This window comes from Flavobacterium sp. RSB2_4_14 (assembly GCF_051547085.1).
Taxonomy (GTDB): domain Bacteria; phylum Bacteroidota; class Bacteroidia; order Flavobacteriales; family Flavobacteriaceae; genus Flavobacterium.
This window is the reverse complement of the sequence record NZ_JBPTTL010000001.1, coordinates 955,502-973,283: the sequence shown is the minus strand read 5'-3', so window position 1 is coordinate 973,283 and position 17,782 is coordinate 955,502. Positions and strand designations below refer to the sequence as shown.

Sequence of the window (17,782 nt, the reverse complement as noted above, 5' to 3'; positions counted from 1 at the left end):
AAGTTGCAAAGTTACAAAGTAATCTTAGTCAAATTTTGATTTCTCAATTGTTTTTGGCCAAGAATTATTAGACGTATCAATATCTGCTGTTTCTAATTTTGGATCAACAACAATTTTTGAAATGACTTTCTTGGTGGCAAAAGTTCTGTGAACTTCTTGATCATTTTTTCTCCAAATTTGTGCTGGAAAATAATGATTCTCTGTAGTGCCATCTTCAAAAGTTAGTTCTACGATTATTGGCATTACCAATCCTCCAGGTTTGTCAAAAGTAACTTGATAAAAATACTTTGGCTCGTTTAATTTTGCCTTTTCTTCGGCTGTAAAATTTTGATTAACATACTCGTCTAAAGCTTGATAATCAACTATTTTGAATGGTTTATTCATTTCTGATTTAAAATCTTCACTTCCTTCGGCTACCATATAGACCATAGAACCAGGTTTTGAATCACGACGACGTCTTGTCTTCATGAACTCGGTTACTTCTTTTGTAGGTTCGCTACTTACAAAGTATTTCTTCACTTCTTTTATTCCTATATCATTAAAATCTGTACTGTAAAACCAACCACGCCAAAACCAATCTAAATCAACTGCCGATGCATCTTCCATAGTTCTGAAAAAATCTTCAGGTGTTGGATGTTTAAATTTCCAACGGTTGGCATACGTTTTAAAAGCATAATCAAATAACTCATGTCCCATTATGGTTTCACGAAGAATATTCAGTGCTGTTGCAGGTTTACCATAAGCATTATTACCAAATTGACGAATGCTTTCTGAGTTGGTCATAATAGGTTCTAATCCTTTTTGATCGCCACTCATGTAAGGAACAATGTTTTTTGCTGGTCCGCGGCGAACAGGAAAATTAGGATCAAAAGATTTCTCTGCTAAAAATTCTAAAAAAGAATTCAATCCTTCATCCATCCATGACCATTGACGTTCATCTGAATTGACAATCATTGGAAAATAATTATGCCCAATTTCGTGGCAAATCACGCCTAACATTCCATATTTGGTTTGGTCTGTATATTTTCCAGTTTCATCTGGGCGACCATAATTCCAACAAATCATAGGATATTCCATTCCTTGGTCTCTTGCATTAATCGAAATGGCTTTTGGATAAGGATAATCAAAAGTAAAGCTCGAATAACTCTTTAAAGTATGCGCTACGATTCGGGTTGAATATTCTTCCCAAAGAGGATTTCCTTCTTTTGGATACAGCGAAATTGCCATAGAAACTGTCTTCCCTGTTTGAACTGCCATAGCATCATAAATGAACTTTCTTGAAGTAGAAATACCAAAATCACGAACATTTTCTGCTTTGAATTTCCATGTTTTTTTAGCGGTTGAAAATCCTTTTTCTCTTGCCTCTGCTTCCGCCTGAGTGGCAATAATTACTGGTTTATCAAATGACTTTTCAGCCAATTTGTATCGCTGTAGTTGTTCGGCTGTAAAAACTTCGCTTCTGTTTAATAAAGTTCCTGTAGCCTCTAGAATATGATCGGCTGGAACTGTAATGTTGACTTCAAAATTTCCAAAAGGCAAAGCAAATTCACCTGAACCCCAAAACTGCATGTTTTGCCATCCTTCAACATCATTATACACTGCCATTCTTGGATAAAACTGAGCGATAACATAAAGATTATTACCATCTTTTTCAAAATGTTCGTAACCCGAACGTCCACCATCGATGGTATAATTATTAATATTGTACCACCATTTGATAGAGAAAGATGTTTTTTCGCCATGTTTTAACAACTTTGGCAATTCCAATCGCATCATCGTTTGATTAACAGTATATTGCATTGGTTTTCCTTGGGAGTCTTTTACATAGTCTATATTAAATCCTCCATCAAAATCTTCTTCCAAATATTTTCTTGAAAATGCTTGCGTTGAAAAGGCAGGATCTGTTTTATTGCTTTCTACTAAAGGAGAATTTGAATTTCTCGCTTTTTCGTTTTGATCCAATTGAATCCATAAATAATCCAATGATTCTTTGGCATTGTTTGTATAGGTTATGGTTTCTGTACCATATAACTTTTGGTTTTTATCATCCAGTTCAATGTCCATTTTATAATCCGCTTGTTGCTGATAATATTCTGGACCTGGCGCACCAGATGCAGTTCGATACATATTGGGCGTTGCCAATAAATCATACATCTGTTTGAATTTATCAGGATTTCTATAATCTGAACTTGGCTTTTTTGCCGTTTCTTGTGCTTGTGATACACTTGTTGCAATCACAAATAAAAAAGATAAAATAGTAGTTGTTAGTTTCATAGACTCTTTATAATGATGGTAAAAGTAAAATTATTTTGATTGTTGTAATGAAATGAAAATTATTTTAACATTCCTTTATATGTTTCACTAGATAACAATAAACTCTTTTTAGTTCCATTGTCATTGAATTGAATAATATTTTGTTGTTCAGGGTGAATTTCAGTTAGAATGGAGTTTTCTACTTCTAGGGAATTGATTTTTGGAATGTCTTTGATAGTATAATAACAAATAATAACATTGTCTTCCAATTCTTTACTCAAAAAATTCATAGCTTGAAATTTTCCGTTAATTGAAAATTTAAATTTTTCTGAAAGATACTTTTTCATTAAAACAACATCCTCTGGAGTTTCTTTTTCAGTGCCAAGAAAAGTTGTTTTATGGTATTGATTTTTTAATGCGTCATTCAAGTCATCAGCAAAAATACGTGTTGTAATTTGTACCATCTTTTTCTGTGGCACAAAATTAATCTGATAAATAGCTGTGTAAAACCGATGATCAATCATAGCGGTTGTTACTATGAATAAGACAATAAACAAGGCAATCGTGCTAATTTTTCTCATCTTTCAAAAATAACAAAACTATTCAGTTGGAGCGTTTAGTAATTCTAAATATTTCGTGGCTAATTCGGCAAAAATAAATCGCGCCATATTCTTGTTTTTGGCATTGATTTCGTTTACTAATCGTGGTTCTTGAATAGCATAATACCAAAATCCTTTTACATATTCTTGAGGGATTTTTAAGTTTTCGGTAAAATATTCTGGATTGAATTGATATTCTATTTTTTTCAAAAGCATTTCTTTTCTCTCTACCTCAACCTCTTTTTTCAGCATCGCTGTTCTACCATTAATGGCGTTTAATAATCCATCAACACTCATTCCACCTAACGGAATAAGTAATGGACTGTACCAATGAAATTCTCCTGCCGCAGCCAGTTTTCTTTCTGCTGGAGTATATTTTTTGGCAGGTTTATCAAGAATGCCAAGCGCAACGGCATTAATATTTTTATATTCTATTATTTTCACTTCATTGAGCGGAATAACTTTAGGTTCAAGTGAGGTCACAAAGAGTGATTTTGACAAATCTATTTCTTGAATAATTACTTTTTTGGTTACGATTTGTAAACTAGAAAATTGTAAAGTATCGCCAATTTTCACAAACATCGAATAATCTCCTTTTTCATTTGTAATGGTTGTTGTTTCCGAGCGAAGATTAGTAACATTAACATCGGTTAAATTCTTTACTGAACAAACTACTTTCCCTTTCAAAAAAACTAATTCATTTGATGGATTAAACCCAAAAGATTGGATACAAAAAAACAAGAAAAGGATTTTGAATCTCATTGAAATTAAAATAAATAGAAAACAACATCAAAAATGTAGAAAATTTCAATAGATGCCATGTAAAATTTTGTTAAATAAAATTCACAAAAACAGTACATTTGGTCAAAGAATTATTTCAAAATGAAAAAACTAATTATTGCTAGCACATCAACTATACACGGTGGAAACTATCTTGAATATCTATTGCCAACATTAGAAATTCACTTTAAAGATTGTGCCGAAATTTTATTTGTTCCTTATGCGCGTCCGGGAGGAATTTCACATGATGATTATACTTCAACAGTTCGTTTGGCTTTTGCCAAAATAAATAAAAGCGTAAAGGGATTGCATGAATTCAAAAATCCAATTGAAGGGATTCAAAACGCGGAAGGAATTTTTACTGGTGGTGGAAACACATTTTTACTAGTTACGCAGTTGTATGAAAATAAGGTTATGGAAGTTTTGGCTAAAGTTGTTGAAAACGGAACGCCTTATTTGGGCTCAAGTGCCGGAAGTAATATTGCTGGTTTGACCATGCAAACTACTAATGACATGCCTATCATTTATCCGCCAAGTTTTAAAACATTGGGCTTACTGCCTTTTAATTTAAATCCACATTATCTTGATGCTGATTTGCAAAGTAAACATATGGGTGAAACGCGTGAAACAAGAATAAAAGAATTTCATGCTTTTAATACTATTCCGGTTGTAGGATTGCGAGAAGGAAGTTGGCTAGAAGTAACCGGAACGAAAATAATGTTAAAAGGAAATTTAACAGCAAGAATTTTTAAACAAAATGAAACTCCAACAGAAGTAGAACCCGAAACGGATTTGGCTTACTTAGGAGCATAAAAAAAGTCTCAAACAATGTTTGAGACTTTAAGAGCGGAAGACGAGGCTCGAACTCGCGACAACCAGCTTGGAAGGCTGGAGCTCTACCAACTGAGCTACTTCCGCATTTTTGTGAGTGCAAATATAAAGAATAACTTTCTTTTGATGCAAATTTTTTTTAGAAAAATTTCTATGTAAATTTTCAAAAAAGATAACGCAAACAAAACCATTTAGTTAACACAAGTATACAATGCCAATACTCAAAAAAATTACATCATCTGAAACGTTTGACGTGAGACAACCCGTTCTGAGGAAAGGAAAACCTATTGAAAGTTGTTACTTTGAAGGCGATGATTTGGACACTACACTTCATTTTGGAGTTTTTGAAGATGACAAAATACTCGGTGTAATTTCGGTATTTGACAATAATAATTCTCTTTTTGAAGAAAAAAATCAAGCTCAAATAAGAGGCATGGCAGTATTAGAAAATTATCAAGGAAAAGGGTTCGGCAAAAAATTAGTTGTGCATTGTGAAAAAGAAATGATACTTCAAAACAAAAAACTAATTTGGTTTAATGCCAGGGTAAACGCGGTTGGCTTTTACAAAAGAATGGGTTACACCATTGTTGGAAATCCTTTTGAAATCAAGGAAGTTGGAATGCACTATGTGATGTGCAAAAAATTAGGAAACTAATCTAGCTAAGATTTCTTGCTTAGCAGAAGGATGATAAATAAACAAACAAGATTTATCTTTTATAACCTCTATTATTTTGCTATTCAATTCAACTGGAACAGCCGGACAACCTTGGCTTCTTCCTAGTCTTTTATTTTGCTTGATAAATGATTCTGATACATATTCAGCGCCATGAACTACAACGGCTCTTTCTCTGGCTTTATCATTCAATCCTTTTTCTAAACCATCAAGTTTTAAAGATTTGCCGTGTTTGCCATTATAAATTTCCGCCGTAGCATAAAATCCAATACTGCTTTGGTAAGATTCTGCTTTGTTTGAAAATTCTTTAGCATACTCTTCACCTGTATTTCTTCCGTGAGCAACTAAAGTTTGAAACAAAACAATGTTTTTTTCTAAATCAATCACCCACATTCTTTTAGTATTTGAAGACAAACTAAAATCAACAAGCGTTAAAATATTTTTTTGAACTAGTCCTTTTTCTTTAAGAAGATAAAAACCATCAAGCGCAATATTAAAACATTCAAAACTAGGCATTTGAAATGAATTTGCATCTATTTGATTGTAAATAGACGTGTTTTTAGAAACTGCTTTTGAGGTTGTTTCTACCTCTGTAACTGTTGAATTTGTTTTATCAGGAAAGCTACTGAAAGACATCAGCAAAAGAAAAAACAATACGGAGAAATGTTTATAATTCATTGAATACAATAGGTTTATAATTAGACTTGGATGGGGCAAATATATAGTATGAATTCTCTAAAACAAAATATTTTATTCTTATTTAAGTGAAATTTAATTATTCTACCTCCTTAAAAATAATTCTAGTTTTTTTATGTGGACTTGTAAATATCAATTATTTAACTATTTTTGTTATCCCTAACCCACTACTATATGCCCAAGTATTCGTACTTTTTACTCTATGCCCTTCTTCTATTTAGTAGTTTTGTTTTTGGACAAAAAAAAACACTTCACACTAAACTCATAGATGAGAAAATAATTATTGACGGAAAATTTGATGAAAAAGCATGGCAATCAGCAGAAGTGGCGACCGACTTCATTATGCTTAATCCTGATAATGGAAAACCCATAGCGCATGAAAAACGAACTGAAGTTAGGATAGTTTATGACAATACTGCTGTTTACGTTGCCGCAAAACTTTACGACAATGAACCCAACAAAATTTTAAGCGAGCTCACTCTTAGAGACAATTTTGCTGTTGCCGACCATTTTGGCGTTTGGTTTAATGGTTTTAATGATGGGCAGCAAGAGTATCGTTTTTTTGTGAGTTCAGCTGGCGTACAACAAGACGGTGTTTATACTGAAGACAAAGGAGAAGATTTTACTATAGATGCCATTTGGGACAGTCAAGTAATAATGACCGATTTTGGTTGGGCTGTAGAAATGAAAATTCCCTTTGCAGCATTACGCTTTTCAACTGAAAAAAAACAAACTTGGGGTTTGAACTTCTATCGTGAAATTCGCAGTGCAAGACAACAATACACATGGTCATTTTTAGACAATAAAATCACCAATGAAAGCACTCAAGCCGGAATATTAGAAGGAATTGAAAGCATCAAAACACCAACAAGGTTGTTCTTTATACCCTATGCTTCTCAATATTTATATACCAGTAGTAATGAAAAAACAACTGGCGAATTTAAAGGCGGATTGGACATCAAGTATGGTATTAACGATGCATTTACTTTGGATGCTATATTAATTCCAGATTTTGGTCAAACTAAATTTGATAATGTGGTTTTAAACTTAACAGCATTTGAACAACAATTCACAGAAAATCGACCGTTTTTTACAGAAGGAACCGATTTATTCAGCAAGGGCAATTTGCTTTACACGAGAAGAATTGGTGGTTTACCTTTATATAAATTAGGTGACAATGAAGATTTTGTTGAAGGCACCAATGTCAAACTATTAAATGCAGTAAAAATTTCGGGGAGAACAAAAAATGGACTAGGAATTGGGGTTTTAAACGCTGTTACTGAAAATACCGCTGTCGATATTATTAACTATGAAACAGGTGATGTCAGAACTGAAACAGAACCAGTAGCCAACTTTAATGTTTTCACATTAGACCAACGCTTTAATAAAAATTCTTCCGTTTCATTAGTAAACACAAATGTAACCCGAGATGGCGAATATAGAGATGCTAATGTTTCTGCTTTGGTTTGGGATTTAAACACAAAAGCTAATACTTATAACATTTCGGGAGATTATAAATACAGTTATATTAATGAAACAGGAGATATTAATAACAAAACCGGTTTTAATACTTCATTAAATTTAGGAGAAACCAGCGGAAAATATAGGTATAGTGTTGGCGGAAATTATGTTTCAGATGATTTTGATATTAACGATTTAGGCATCAATTTCATAACCCATTATCATTCGTTGTATGCCAATTCCAGTTACAGAATAATAAATCCTACCAAACGATTCAATACGTTTCAAGCTTTTTTGAATGGCTACTCTGAGTTTGACAACCGAACCGGAAGAATACAAGCTGGAAATTTAAAATTGTACTTTAATATAACTGATAAGAAAAATGACTACTACGGTTTTGGCATAACAGCATGTCCATTGGAAGTGTATGATTTTTATGAACCACGTTCTTATAATGAAGAAAAATTTGTAACCATTCCTGAAAATTATTACACCTATTTCTATTTTTCGTCCAATTACAACAGGAAATTTGCAATTGATGTAAATCCTTCCATTACTGTATTTGATGAAGAAGATCGAATTACTTATGGTTTTTCTCTAATACCAAGATATCGTTTCAATGATAAAATTTCATTAGTATATAATTTCACTTACAACCAACAAGATAACAATATTGGATGGATTGATTTTGATGACGATGGAAACACCATTTTTGCCCGAAGAGATAGAGTTACCTATATCAATTCAGTACAAGGAAAATATTCTGTTAACAATAAAATGAATTTCAATTTAAACCTTCGCTATTATTGGTCATATGCTACCAATCATGAAATTCTAACATTGATGGATGACGGAAGTTTAGAAGAAAACACAGCGTACACCGAAAACAAAAATTCTAACCTGAATTTATGGAATTTGGATTTAACCTATTCGTGGTGGTTTGCGCCAGGAAGCCAAGTTTCGGTTTTATACAGAAACAGTTCTGCTTTATTCACTCGTGATTTTGATAAAAATTTCAATAATAACCTGAGTGATGCGGTAAATAATGAAAACCTGAACCACATTTTCTCCATCAGCGTTCGTTATTTTATTGATTACAATTCTGTAAAAAATTTAAAAATTACCAAGCCTAAAACAAGGGAACGCTTTTAAAAAAATCAAAATTTAGCCTTACCTTTGTTTAAAATATTTCCTAATGAACAAGAAAGTAATCCTAATGATTTTGGACGGTTGGGGAAAATCACCCGATCCCAAAGTTTCTGCCATTGACAATGCCAATGTCCCTTTTATAAATAGCCTTTATACACAATATCCCAATGCCCAACTAAGAACAGACGGTCTCAACGTAGGTTTGCCCGAAGGTCAAATGGGAAACAGCGAAGTAGGTCACATGAACCTTGGTGCGGGTAGAATTGTGTACCAAGATTTAGCCAAAATTAATTTGGCAGTCGCCAATAAAACCATGAACAAAGAACAACCTTTGGTAGATGCTTTTCAATATGCCAAAGACAACAACAAAGCGGTTCATTTCTTAGGATTGGTTTCCGATGGTGGTGTGCATTCGCATACGTCTCACCTTCGTGGATTGATTGATGCTTCTCAAGATTTTGGTTTACAAAAAGTATTTATCCATGCTTTTACCGATGGTCGCGATGTGGACCCAAAATCGGGGAAAGGATACATTCAAGATTTAGAAAATTATATTCAAAATACTTCTGTTAAAATTGCCTCTGTTATTGGTCGTTATTATGCGATGGACAGAGACAAAAGATGGGAACGTGTGAAACTGGCTTATGATTTAGTCGTAAACGGAACTGGAACTCACACTACTAATTTAGCACAAAGCATAGCCGAAAGTTATACCAATGATGTAACCGATGAATTCATACAACCCTTGACCGCTGTTGATGCAAATGACAATCCTTTGGCTACCATTCAAAATGACGATGTGGTGATTTTCTTCAACTTTAGAACCGATAGAGGACGCGAGTTGACGGAAGCGCTTTCGCAAAAAGATTTCCATGAATTCAATTTGCACAAACTGAATTTGTATTATGTAACGATGACCAATTATGATGATACCTATCAAAATGTTCACGTTATTTATGATAAAGACAATCTCACGGAAACGCTAGGAGAAGTATTAGAAAAACATCATAAAACGCAAATTCGAATTGCTGAAACCGAAAAATATCCGCATGTTACTTTCTTCTTTTCTGGCGGAAGAGAAGTTCCGTTTATAGGCGAAACTCGCATCTTGAGAAACTCACCCAAAGTGGCTACCTATGATTTACAACCCGAAATGAGTGCTTTTGAATTAAAAGACGCACTCGTTCCTGAACTTAAAAAAGGAGAAGTTGATTTTGTATGTCTGAATTTTGCCAATGGCGATATGGTAGGACACACTGGTGTAATGGCTGCCGCCATCAAAGCTTGTGAAGCGGTTGATGTTTGTGTGAAAGCAGTCGTGGAAACCGCTTTGGAAAATAACTATACTACCATTATCATTGCTGACCATGGCAATTGCGAAACGATGATAAATCCTGATGGTTCGCCAAACACGGCGCATACGACTAATCCAGTGCCGATAATTATGGTAGATAAAGACCATATTAGAGTGCAAGATGGCGTTCTCGGCGACATTGCTCCTACTATTTTAGAACTGATGGGCATTGAAAAACCCGAAGTAATGACTGGAAAATCCCTTTTGGTACGATTATAAAATAACTACTCGAATTGAAGATTACCCCAAAAAAGTTAGACACTGTTTTGGGGTATTTTTTTATAATAAAAACAAAACTCCAATCTAACGTTTAATTTTTTATCAAACGCAGCGCGTTTACCTTCCCGCAAAGAAGATTGGGGTTGAAAACTCAGTATCTCGGTTGCCGAGTGAACTTTTGAAGTTAGATACTCAGTATCTAGGGTAAACTGAAGTCAGTTGGGGCTGAAAACTCAGTATCTAGGGTAAACCGAGGTCAGTTGGGGTTGAAAACTCAGTATCTAGGTTAAACTGAAGTCGGTAGGGTTGAAAACTCAGTATTTAAGACTTCTAGACTTTGAGTTTATCAACTTGGTTGATGCGGAAAATTATTTTTATATATTTGGAAAACAAATAAGTATGACAGTTGTCACACATATACATCCAAATTTGGTTGGCTTTGTGTTATTTAGTCACACATATATACGAGTTAGGTGCAAGCGCCGTGCAGAATGGGAAAATTAAGCTATAAAAAAACTTAATCTTAAAATATTTTACAAATGCCTTTAATAAGATGCTCTGAACAAAAAAGACAATCACTTGAAGAGTTCTATACTCAATGCGCTTCCGAAAATAATAAAATATCTTCCGGTATTGGAAAATCTATGCTTAAAATAATTGACGTGATAAACAAAACGTTTACGGAAACAATAATTTATGGATTGACTTCACACGATTTTTTATTATTACATTCTGAAGATAATTCAATGTCTAACTGGCATGTAATATTAATTGCAAATGGTTTAGAAGAATACCATATTGAATATCAAATGACTAAAGATAGCCAACCATGGGAAAATGCATCTGTTAAAGGAGCTACAAAATCAATTGAAGAATTTAAAAAATTTATCATAATTGCAATGTATGAAAGTCGAGGTTGGCAAAAAAGTGAAGAACTCAACAAATGGTTTACACAAATTAAATCTGAATGGAAATAAGCCAGCACCTAACACACGCTACAAGCAATTTGGGCATTTGGCTTAATTTGAAGTTGGTTTTGTGTCAGGAAGATTTGGCAAATCCGAAAAATGGGCTTAATTTAGTCCCAAACTGCTTGTAGCGCGGGGACGTTACCAGCCATTTTAGGACGACACACAAATGACAGCGATAATAATATTTATAGGACTAATAATTGGACTGAATTGTATTCCACTTCTGACCAAGACGACTTTTCCGAGAGTGGAAAAAGTAGTAGTTAGAATATTAATCGTAGCAACAATTTTATTTTTGACATTCGGAAGTTTTGGACTTAATGGTTACAGCCTAAAAGGACTTTATACCTTCTCGACAATTAGCTGGACATTTATAGTATCGACAATTGCTTACTTTGTAATATTCAAAAACACAAAAAAGAAAATCTTGACCGCATTTATATTGACACCAATATTAGTGGTAGCTGGTTTGTCGCTTATACTTGGACAATTAGTTTATGAACGACAACTTGACGAAAACTATAGAATAACAGTAACGACAGGTGGATTTTTAGCTTGTGGTGAAATTATAAATATCACACAGACAAGGTTCGGAATTTTTGACAAACAAGTTTTTCATATTGGCGACCTTTGTTTGCTAGGAATTACTAAAATTGAGACAGTTAAACTTGACGACAAAAACGCAGAATTTTTAATTTATCACAACGGACAACTTGACTCTGAAAATCCCTACAAGTATGACGTGGAAAGAAAAAACGGCTGGTAACAAGGGTTTGGCAAAAGTGGCGGTTCAGTGCTCCGCAGACACATTTGTGGTTAATCAAAGTTTGGCTCTCCGCATCAACATTTGTGGTGAAAATCGCCACCTTCGCCAAGCCCGAAACCGTTACCTGCAAGCGTAGCGGACGACACAACAACGACAGACAATGAAACAAAAAACTTTAATAATATTGACAATGGGATTTTTAACAACTCTATTTGGTTGCGGACAAAGCAACAAGACTGAAAGTAAAGACATATTTCCAAAAGAGAGCTTTTCAGTAGTTGAAGCAAAAATTGGAAACAAACCAGTTATTGGTTCATTTAATATGGCTTACAAGACTTACGACAAGAAAGCAAAATACCCTTGGTGTTTAAAAATAGCAATTGGACTTGACCTTGACAATTTGTTTGAAAATGGACTACCAAAAAATGAAGAAAGTGCAATTGCAAATAAACTCGAAGACGAACTACTAGCCGAAATTCAAAAATTAACGACAGCACATTACATTGGACATTTATTCAACGACACTTTTTTAGACGTTTACATTTATCTTGACGACCCAGAGAAAGTTCATAATTATTTAAAGACACAGACGAACAAAGAAGGATTAATTAGAGGGTTTGGTTATGAAATTAACCAAGACCCAAAATGGGCAACAGTTGACGGTTTTTTGAAATGAAAATCCAACAACAAATATTAACGGTGGACAAAACTCCCGATAGTACGGATTTGCAATCCGTGCCCATAAAGTCGAGCAAAAAAATACCAGATAAAACAAAACAAAAAAATTTGCTATATAAATGATTTGGTGTTTTTATAGGCACGAAATACAAATGCACTATCGGATTAGCTTCTCAGAAAGTCTTACTATTATAATTCCTTTGTCAAAGTTACAAACTTTGACAAAGGTTATTATTTCAACATTTCATAATATGCCCTTTCAACACTTTCCTGATGCGTTGGATGCGCAATTCTAACCATATCGCTAACGCGTTGTCTTAGGGTTTTACCATATAAATCGGCTATTCCATTTTCGGTAATGATGTATTGCACATGAGAACGAGTAGAAACCACACCTGCACCTTGTTTTAAATAAGGAACAATTCTGCTTTCGCCTCTTTTGGTAATAGATGGTAAAGCAATAATGGCTTTTCCGCCTTCGCTTAATGAGGCACCACGAATAAAATCCATTTGTCCTCCAACACCAGAATACATTTTGGCACCAATAGAATCCGCACAAACTTGTCCCGTTACATCTACTTCTATTGCTGAGTTGATGGCGACCATTTTTGGATTTTTACGAATGCGAGCCGTATCGTTTACCATGGAAGATTCTTTCATTTCGATAAACGGATTGTCGTTTACAAAGTCATACAATCTTTTTGAACCTATTAGAAAAGTGGCTAAAATTCTACCACGCAATGTGCCTTTATAATTGCAATTGATAACATCACTTTCTATTAAATCAATCACACCGTCAGAAAACATCTCGGTGTGTAATCCCAAATCTTTATGATTTGTCAATTGAGCCAAAGCAGCATTTGGAATAGAACCAATTCCCATTTGCAACGTACTTCTATCTTCTATTAATGAAGCGACGTATTTACCAATTTGTTCTTCTTCTTTGGAAAAAGGAGCTTCTTCGTGAGCAAAAATGGGTACATCAACTTCTACTAAATAATCAATTTCGGAAACGTGAATAATACCATCGCCAAAAGTTCTTGGCATTTGCGGATTGACTTGTGCAATGACAATTTTTGCATTTTCTATAGCCGCTACAGTAGCTTCAACAGAAACCCCAAGCGAACAATAGCCATGTCTGTCGGGCGGAGAAACGTGAATAAATGCCACATCAAGCGGCACTACATTTTTACGAAACAAATAGGGTAACTCACTCAAGAAAACTGGAGTGTAAGAACCGTTTCCAGCAGTAAGTGTGTGGCGAACATTAGGTCCAATAAAAAAAGAATTCACATGAAAACTTTCGGCTAAATCTGGGTTGGCATAAGGCGCATCACCTTCGGTATGCAAATGGCAAACCTCAACATTGCGCAACTCGGCTGCGCGTTCTGCTAATGCTTTGGTTAAAATGGTAGGCGTTGCCGCTGCGGCTTGCACATAAATTCTATCGTTTGATTTTATAACTTTTACAGCTTCGGCTGCAGTAACATATTTACTCATGACTTAACTATTTTGTTCAAAATTAAGTGGAAAAATAATAAAAAAACATGATATTTCTCATAATTGAAAAAGTATAAATAAAAGTTAAAATTTCATTTTCAATAGTATTACTATTATATTTGCATATTAAAATTTCAAAAGGAAAAATTATGAACCGTATTGTGCTGATTGTATTGATTATTTTATTGGGCAATACTATAGTTTTTGCCCAAATAGAAAATGTGCCTAGCAACAACAAGTATTCAAACTTAAATGATGCTTTACTCACACCAGAAAATGTTATAAGTCTTGACCTTGGTAATCAAAATTTAATTTTAGAAGATATCAAATGGGAAGTATTTACCAACTTAGAATACTTGAGCTTAAAAAATGACAACTTGACTATAATTCCCGATGGAATTTCTAAACTTAATAAATTAAAAATATTGGATTTAAGTGGTAACAATTTCAAAACACTACCAAAAACAATAAAGAGTTTATCTAAATTAGAAGTTTTATATCTTAACGATGAAAAACAATTTGATTTAGAAAAAAACATCGATGTACTTGCCAGTTTATCAAGTTTAAAAGAATTACATCTTGAAAATGACAATTTAAAAACGTTACCAAAAAAATTCGATAAATTAAATTCGCTAGAGATGTTGTACTTAAATAATAACCAATTGAAGGAATTACCAAAACAAATAATGAGTTTACAGCATTTACAATACTTAGATTTAAAAGACAATCAAATTAACCCTAACCTACCAGAATTAAACAATATAAATTTTGGTTTCCGAATTAATTTAAAATAAAAATGACAGAAATAGTAGTGCCTTTAATATCGCTTATTGCCTTAGAAGTAATCTTAGGAATCGACAATATTATTTTTATCTCCATTCTAGCTGATAAATTACCAGAAAGCCAGCGAAACAAACTCAGATATTGGGGAATTGGATTGGCTATGGTTATGAGATTGTGTTTATTGGCATTGATTTCATGGATTTTAAAATTGGATAAAACCTTATTCACCATTTCTGATGTTGATTTTTCAGGAAAAGGGCTAATTCTAATTATTGGAGGTTTATTTTTAATTTATAAAAGTACTAAAGAAATCTATCACAAAACAGAAACCCACAACTCACTAGAGTCAGAGCTGCCTAAAAAAGGGAGTTTTGGTAAACTATTAGGAGAAGTGATACTTCTGGATTTAGTGTTTTCAATAGATTCAATTATTACCGCAGTGGGTATGGTTCAAGAATTATGGATAATGTATACTGCAGTAGTCGTAACAGTCTTAATTATGCTTGTTGCCTCAAAACCAATTAGTGAATTTATTTCTAAACATCCTTCATTTAAAGTACTAGCTTTGTGTTTTTTAATGATGATTGGTGTTTCACTAATTGCTGAAGGATTTCATTTTGAAATTCCAAAAGGATACATCTATTTCTCAATGGCTTTTGCATTTTTAGTTGATGTAATACAAATGAAAACTGTTAAACCTATTTCGACAAAAAAATAAAAATGAACTCAATTCTTTCCAATATAACTATTACAGTCAATCCAAAATTATTTGTGAAAAATCCCGAAACATCAGAGTTAGGGAAAAAAATATTAGAGCAAAGTATTATTTTAATTGATGAAATTGGTTTTGATAACTTTACATTCAAAAAACTGGGTGAACGAATAAATTCGAATGAAAGTTCAATATACCGTTATTTTGAAAGTAAACATAAACTGCTTTTGTATCTATCATCTTGGTATTGGGGATGGATAGAATATAAACTAGTATTAGCTACAAATAATGTTGCAAATTCAATGGAGCGATTAAAAAGAGCTATAATCATTGTTACCGAAAAAATTGAAGATGACAGCGCTACTTTGCACATAAACGAAGCTATTTTAAATAAAATTATTGTAAAAGAATTTACCAAAACACTTCTGACAAAAGAAGTGGATGAAGAAAACAAAGAAGGTTTCTTTTTAGTTTATAAAAATGTAATCAATAGATTAATAACAATGATTGAAGAAGTTTATGAGACTTATCCTTATTCAAAAACGCTTGCTTCTAGTATAGTAGAAGGCGCTTTGCATCAACATTTTTTGAAAGATCATTTAAAAACAATTACAAATTGCAATGAAAATGTATCGCCAACAGATTTTTACTTGGATTTAATTGTTACAACATTAAAAAAATAATCAATTATGCAAATTACTCCTTCACGACGTTTATTAAATTTACTCGCTTTAGATAAAAAAGATATTTCTCAGGTCATTTTCTATGCCATTTTTGCAGGATTAATCAGTTTATCGTTACCTCTAGGAATTCAGGCAATTATAAATTTAATACAATCAGGAAGAGTGAGTGTCTCTTGGATTGTGCTTGTAGTTGTTGTGATAATAGGTGTGGCATTAGTTGGATTACTGTCCATCATGCAACTTAGAATTACTGAAAATTTGCAACAAAAAATATTTGTCCGTTCTTCTTTTGAGTTTAGCTATAGATTTCCAAAAATAAAATTTGATGAACTTCACAATCAGTATCCGCCAGAATTAGCCAATCGTTTTTTTGATACACTCACAATCCAAAAAGGAGCTTCAAAACTTTTAATAGATTTTTCTACGGCTTTATTACAAATCATTTTTGGAATTATCTTGTTATCATTGTATCATCCTTTCTTTATATTTTTTGGTATCACATTGATGTTTTTACTGTATGCCATTTTTAAATTTTCTTATGAGATAGGACTTTCCACCAGTTTAAAAGAATCGAAATACAAATATAAAGTTGTAAGCTGGTTACAAGAAATAGCCAGAAACAATTATAGTTTTAGAAAACAAACCAGCTTTGAATTTGCTTTACATAAAAACAACAATCTCGTTTCTCAATATTTAAATTATAGAGAAAAGCACTTCAATATTATTAAAAGACAGTACATACATTTAATTATTTTTAAAATAATTATTACTGCGGGTTTACTTTTTATTGGTGGATATTTAGTTTTAAACCAAAAAATGAATATCGGACAATTTGTGGCTGCAGAAATCATAATTTTATTAGTCATTAATTCCGTTGAAAAGATTATTGTTGGACTTGAAACCTTATACGATGTTTTGACTGCTGTTGAAAAAATTGGACAAATAGTTGACTTAAACTTAGAACCAAGTCAAAACGCACCAACCGAAATATGTTACAAAGAAATTGTTATAGAAGCTGAAAATATTAACTTCAAGTTTCCAGAAGCAACGGATTATGTTTTAAACAAAATTAATTTAAAGATTGAAAGCTCCGAAAAAATAATTTTGGAAGGCGATAATGGTTCGGGAAAAACAACATTAATTAGAATATTATCAGGATTATTACAACCAACTTCTGGAGGTTTTTTTATCAATGACGATACCTACAGAAAAATTGATTTGCAACAATATCGGTCACAAATAGGAACAATCATTTATGGAGAAACACCATTTGAAGGAACGATTTTAGAAAACATCACATTTAATAATCCATCCGTTTCTCAAGATGATATCAAGTGGGCGATTGAAAGTGTAAAATTAGGTCCATTTATTAAATCATTGCCTAAAGGATTGGACACCAAAATTTTCCCTGAAGGAAGACAACTTTCAGCTTCAAATGCTCAAAAAATTCTATTGGCAAGAAGCATTATCAATAAACCAAAAATACTTTTTTACGAAGATGTATTGGATAAAATGGATAATGGAATATCAAAAGAAGTTATTGACTTTTTAACATCAAAGGAAAACAAATGGACTTTAATTGTGACTTCTAAAAATCCATATTGGAAAGAAAAATGCACCCGAATAATCACTATGAGTCAAGGAAAAATTAGTAACGATACCAAAACAAATTAA

Annotated in this window: 16 protein-coding genes and 1 tRNA gene; 11 read left to right on the top strand and 6 right to left on the bottom strand. The window is 33.0% G+C overall.

Annotated elements, in window-relative coordinates:
• Nucleotides 1–24: 24 nt before the first annotated feature.
• Genes ACSVH2_RS04415 through ACSVH2_RS04405 form a run of 3 tightly spaced genes read right to left on the bottom strand, consistent with a single transcriptional unit; the run spans nucleotide 25 to nucleotide 3,614 of the window.
• Nucleotides 25–2,274: a M1 family metallopeptidase gene (locus ACSVH2_RS04415; protein WP_438091942.1), complete on the bottom strand. Its 2,250-nt coding sequence runs from the start codon at nucleotides 2,272–2,274 to the stop codon at nucleotides 25–27.
• 59 nt (nucleotides 2,275–2,333) lie between these two features.
• Entirely contained in the window at nucleotides 2,334–2,834 is a 501-nt protein-coding gene (locus ACSVH2_RS04410) for a DUF6702 family protein (protein ID WP_438091941.1), read from the bottom strand.
• Nucleotides 2,835–2,852: 18 nt separating this feature from the next.
• Nucleotides 2,853–3,614, bottom strand: coding sequence for a hypothetical protein (locus ACSVH2_RS04405; RefSeq protein WP_438091940.1), 762 nt, complete (start codon nucleotides 3,612–3,614; stop codon nucleotides 2,853–2,855).
• A gap of 120 nt (nucleotides 3,615–3,734) precedes the next feature.
• Here ACSVH2_RS04405 and pepE point away from each other — a divergent pair, with 120 nt between their 5' ends.
• The gene (gene pepE / locus ACSVH2_RS04400; protein ID WP_438091939.1) at nucleotides 3,735–4,445 is read left to right on the top strand and encodes a dipeptidase PepE; all 711 of its coding nucleotides are present in this window, start codon (nucleotides 3,735–3,737) and stop codon (nucleotides 4,443–4,445) included.
• A 32-nt stretch (nucleotides 4,446–4,477) separates the two neighbouring features.
• Here pepE and ACSVH2_RS04395 read toward each other — a convergent pair.
• Nucleotides 4,478–4,550 (bottom strand) — tRNA-Gly (locus ACSVH2_RS04395).
• 124 nt (nucleotides 4,551–4,674) lie between these two features.
• Here ACSVH2_RS04395 and ACSVH2_RS04390 point away from each other — a divergent pair.
• Nucleotides 4,675–5,118 carry a GNAT family N-acetyltransferase gene (locus ACSVH2_RS04390; protein WP_438091938.1) on the top strand — a complete coding sequence of 148 codons (444 nt, stop codon included), beginning with the start codon at nucleotides 4,675–4,677 and terminating at the stop codon, nucleotides 5,116–5,118.
• On the opposite strand, the gene ACSVH2_RS04385 is transcribed toward ACSVH2_RS04390, so the two are convergent.
• Nucleotides 5,107–5,814 carry a murein L,D-transpeptidase catalytic domain family protein gene (locus ACSVH2_RS04385; RefSeq protein ID WP_438091937.1) on the bottom strand — a complete coding sequence of 236 codons (708 nt, stop codon included), beginning with the start codon at nucleotides 5,812–5,814 and terminating at the stop codon, nucleotides 5,107–5,109. The two genes, ACSVH2_RS04390 and ACSVH2_RS04385, sit on opposite strands and share 12 nt — an antisense overlap.
• Before the next feature lie 192 nt (nucleotides 5,815–6,006).
• On the opposite strand from ACSVH2_RS04385, the gene ACSVH2_RS04380 reads away from it, so the two are divergent.
• The 5 genes from ACSVH2_RS04380 (at nucleotide 6,007) to ACSVH2_RS04360 (ending at nucleotide 12,428) form a co-directional block, all read left to right on the top strand.
• Nucleotides 6,007–8,445 (top strand): DUF5916 domain-containing protein, encoded by a 2,439-nt coding sequence (locus ACSVH2_RS04380; RefSeq protein ID WP_438091936.1) that lies wholly within the window; start codon nucleotides 6,007–6,009, stop codon nucleotides 8,443–8,445.
• A 43-nt stretch (nucleotides 8,446–8,488) separates the two neighbouring features.
• On the top strand, nucleotides 8,489–10,015 hold the full coding sequence (gpmI, locus tag ACSVH2_RS04375) for a 2,3-bisphosphoglycerate-independent phosphoglycerate mutase (RefSeq protein ID WP_438091935.1): 1,527 nt from the start codon (nucleotides 8,489–8,491) through the stop codon (nucleotides 10,013–10,015).
• Nucleotides 10,016–10,554: 539 nt separating this feature from the next.
• Complete coding sequence (locus ACSVH2_RS04370; protein ID WP_438091934.1) at nucleotides 10,555–10,992, top strand: hypothetical protein; 438 nt, start codon at nucleotides 10,555–10,557, stop codon at nucleotides 10,990–10,992.
• A gap of 160 nt (nucleotides 10,993–11,152) precedes the next feature.
• Entirely contained in the window at nucleotides 11,153–11,752 is a 600-nt protein-coding gene (locus tag ACSVH2_RS04365) for a hypothetical protein (RefSeq protein WP_438091933.1), read from the top strand.
• A 160-nt stretch (nucleotides 11,753–11,912) separates the two neighbouring features.
• A complete protein-coding gene (locus tag ACSVH2_RS04360; protein ID WP_438091932.1) occupies nucleotides 11,913–12,428 on the top strand; it encodes a DUF695 domain-containing protein in 516 nt (171 codons plus the stop codon).
• 233 nt (nucleotides 12,429–12,661) lie between these two features.
• Here the strand turns inward: ACSVH2_RS04360 and ACSVH2_RS04355 are convergent, their stop codons facing one another.
• Nucleotides 12,662–13,930 carry an acetyl-CoA hydrolase/transferase family protein gene (locus ACSVH2_RS04355; protein ID WP_438091931.1) on the bottom strand — a complete coding sequence of 423 codons (1,269 nt, stop codon included), beginning with the start codon at nucleotides 13,928–13,930 and terminating at the stop codon, nucleotides 12,662–12,664.
• A gap of 149 nt (nucleotides 13,931–14,079) precedes the next feature.
• On the opposite strand from ACSVH2_RS04355, the gene ACSVH2_RS04350 reads away from it, so the two are divergent.
• From ACSVH2_RS04350 to ACSVH2_RS04335, 4 genes are read left to right on the top strand one after another with little or no spacing between them, the layout of a single operon-like run.
• Nucleotides 14,080–14,724, top strand: a complete 645-nt coding sequence (locus tag ACSVH2_RS04350; RefSeq protein WP_438091930.1) for a leucine-rich repeat domain-containing protein — start codon at nucleotides 14,080–14,082, stop codon at nucleotides 14,722–14,724.
• Between the two features lie 2 nt (nucleotides 14,725–14,726).
• Nucleotides 14,727–15,431, top strand: a complete 705-nt coding sequence (locus tag ACSVH2_RS04345) for a TerC family protein (RefSeq protein ID WP_438091929.1) — start codon at nucleotides 14,727–14,729, stop codon at nucleotides 15,429–15,431.
• Between the two features lie 2 nt (nucleotides 15,432–15,433).
• Nucleotides 15,434–16,108 carry a TetR/AcrR family transcriptional regulator gene (locus tag ACSVH2_RS04340; protein ID WP_438091928.1) on the top strand — a complete coding sequence of 225 codons (675 nt, stop codon included), beginning with the start codon at nucleotides 15,434–15,436 and terminating at the stop codon, nucleotides 16,106–16,108.
• Between the two features lie 12 nt (nucleotides 16,109–16,120).
• A complete protein-coding gene (locus tag ACSVH2_RS04335; RefSeq protein WP_438092261.1) occupies nucleotides 16,121–17,782 on the top strand; it encodes a peptidase domain-containing ABC transporter in 1,662 nt (553 codons plus the stop codon).

Excerpts from the sequence above, each read along its gene's own strand:
- ACSVH2_RS04370 (WP_438091934.1), top strand. The coding sequence starts at position 10,555 with ATGCCTTTAATAAGATGCTCTGAACAAAAAAGACAATCACTTGAAGAG.
- pepE (WP_438091939.1), top strand. The coding sequence starts at position 3,735 with ATGAAAAAACTAATTATTGCTAGCACATCAACTATACACGGTGGAAAC.
- ACSVH2_RS04410 (WP_438091941.1), bottom strand. The coding sequence starts at position 2,834 with ATGAGAAAAATTAGCACGATTGCCTTGTTTATTGTCTTATTCATAGTA.
- ACSVH2_RS04385 (WP_438091937.1), bottom strand. The coding sequence starts at position 5,814 with ATGAATTATAAACATTTCTCCGTATTGTTTTTTCTTTTGCTGATGTCT.
- ACSVH2_RS04405 (WP_438091940.1), bottom strand. The coding sequence starts at position 3,614 with ATGAGATTCAAAATCCTTTTCTTGTTTTTTTGTATCCAATCTTTTGGG.
- ACSVH2_RS04345 (WP_438091929.1), top strand. The coding sequence starts at position 14,727 with ATGACAGAAATAGTAGTGCCTTTAATATCGCTTATTGCCTTAGAAGTA.
- ACSVH2_RS04350 (WP_438091930.1), top strand. The coding sequence starts at position 14,080 with ATGAACCGTATTGTGCTGATTGTATTGATTATTTTATTGGGCAATACT.
- ACSVH2_RS04360 (WP_438091932.1), top strand. The coding sequence starts at position 11,913 with ATGAAACAAAAAACTTTAATAATATTGACAATGGGATTTTTAACAACT.
- gpmI (WP_438091935.1), top strand. The coding sequence starts at position 8,489 with ATGAACAAGAAAGTAATCCTAATGATTTTGGACGGTTGGGGAAAATCA.
- ACSVH2_RS04365 (WP_438091933.1), top strand. The coding sequence starts at position 11,153 with ATGACAGCGATAATAATATTTATAGGACTAATAATTGGACTGAATTGT.
- ACSVH2_RS04340 (WP_438091928.1), top strand. The coding sequence starts at position 15,434 with ATGAACTCAATTCTTTCCAATATAACTATTACAGTCAATCCAAAATTA.
- ACSVH2_RS04355 (WP_438091931.1), bottom strand. The coding sequence starts at position 13,930 with ATGAGTAAATATGTTACTGCAGCCGAAGCTGTAAAAGTTATAAAATCA.
- ACSVH2_RS04380 (WP_438091936.1), top strand. The coding sequence starts at position 6,007 with ATGCCCAAGTATTCGTACTTTTTACTCTATGCCCTTCTTCTATTTAGT.
- ACSVH2_RS04390 (WP_438091938.1), top strand. The coding sequence starts at position 4,675 with ATGCCAATACTCAAAAAAATTACATCATCTGAAACGTTTGACGTGAGA.
- ACSVH2_RS04415 (WP_438091942.1), bottom strand. The coding sequence starts at position 2,274 with ATGAAACTAACAACTACTATTTTATCTTTTTTATTTGTGATTGCAACA.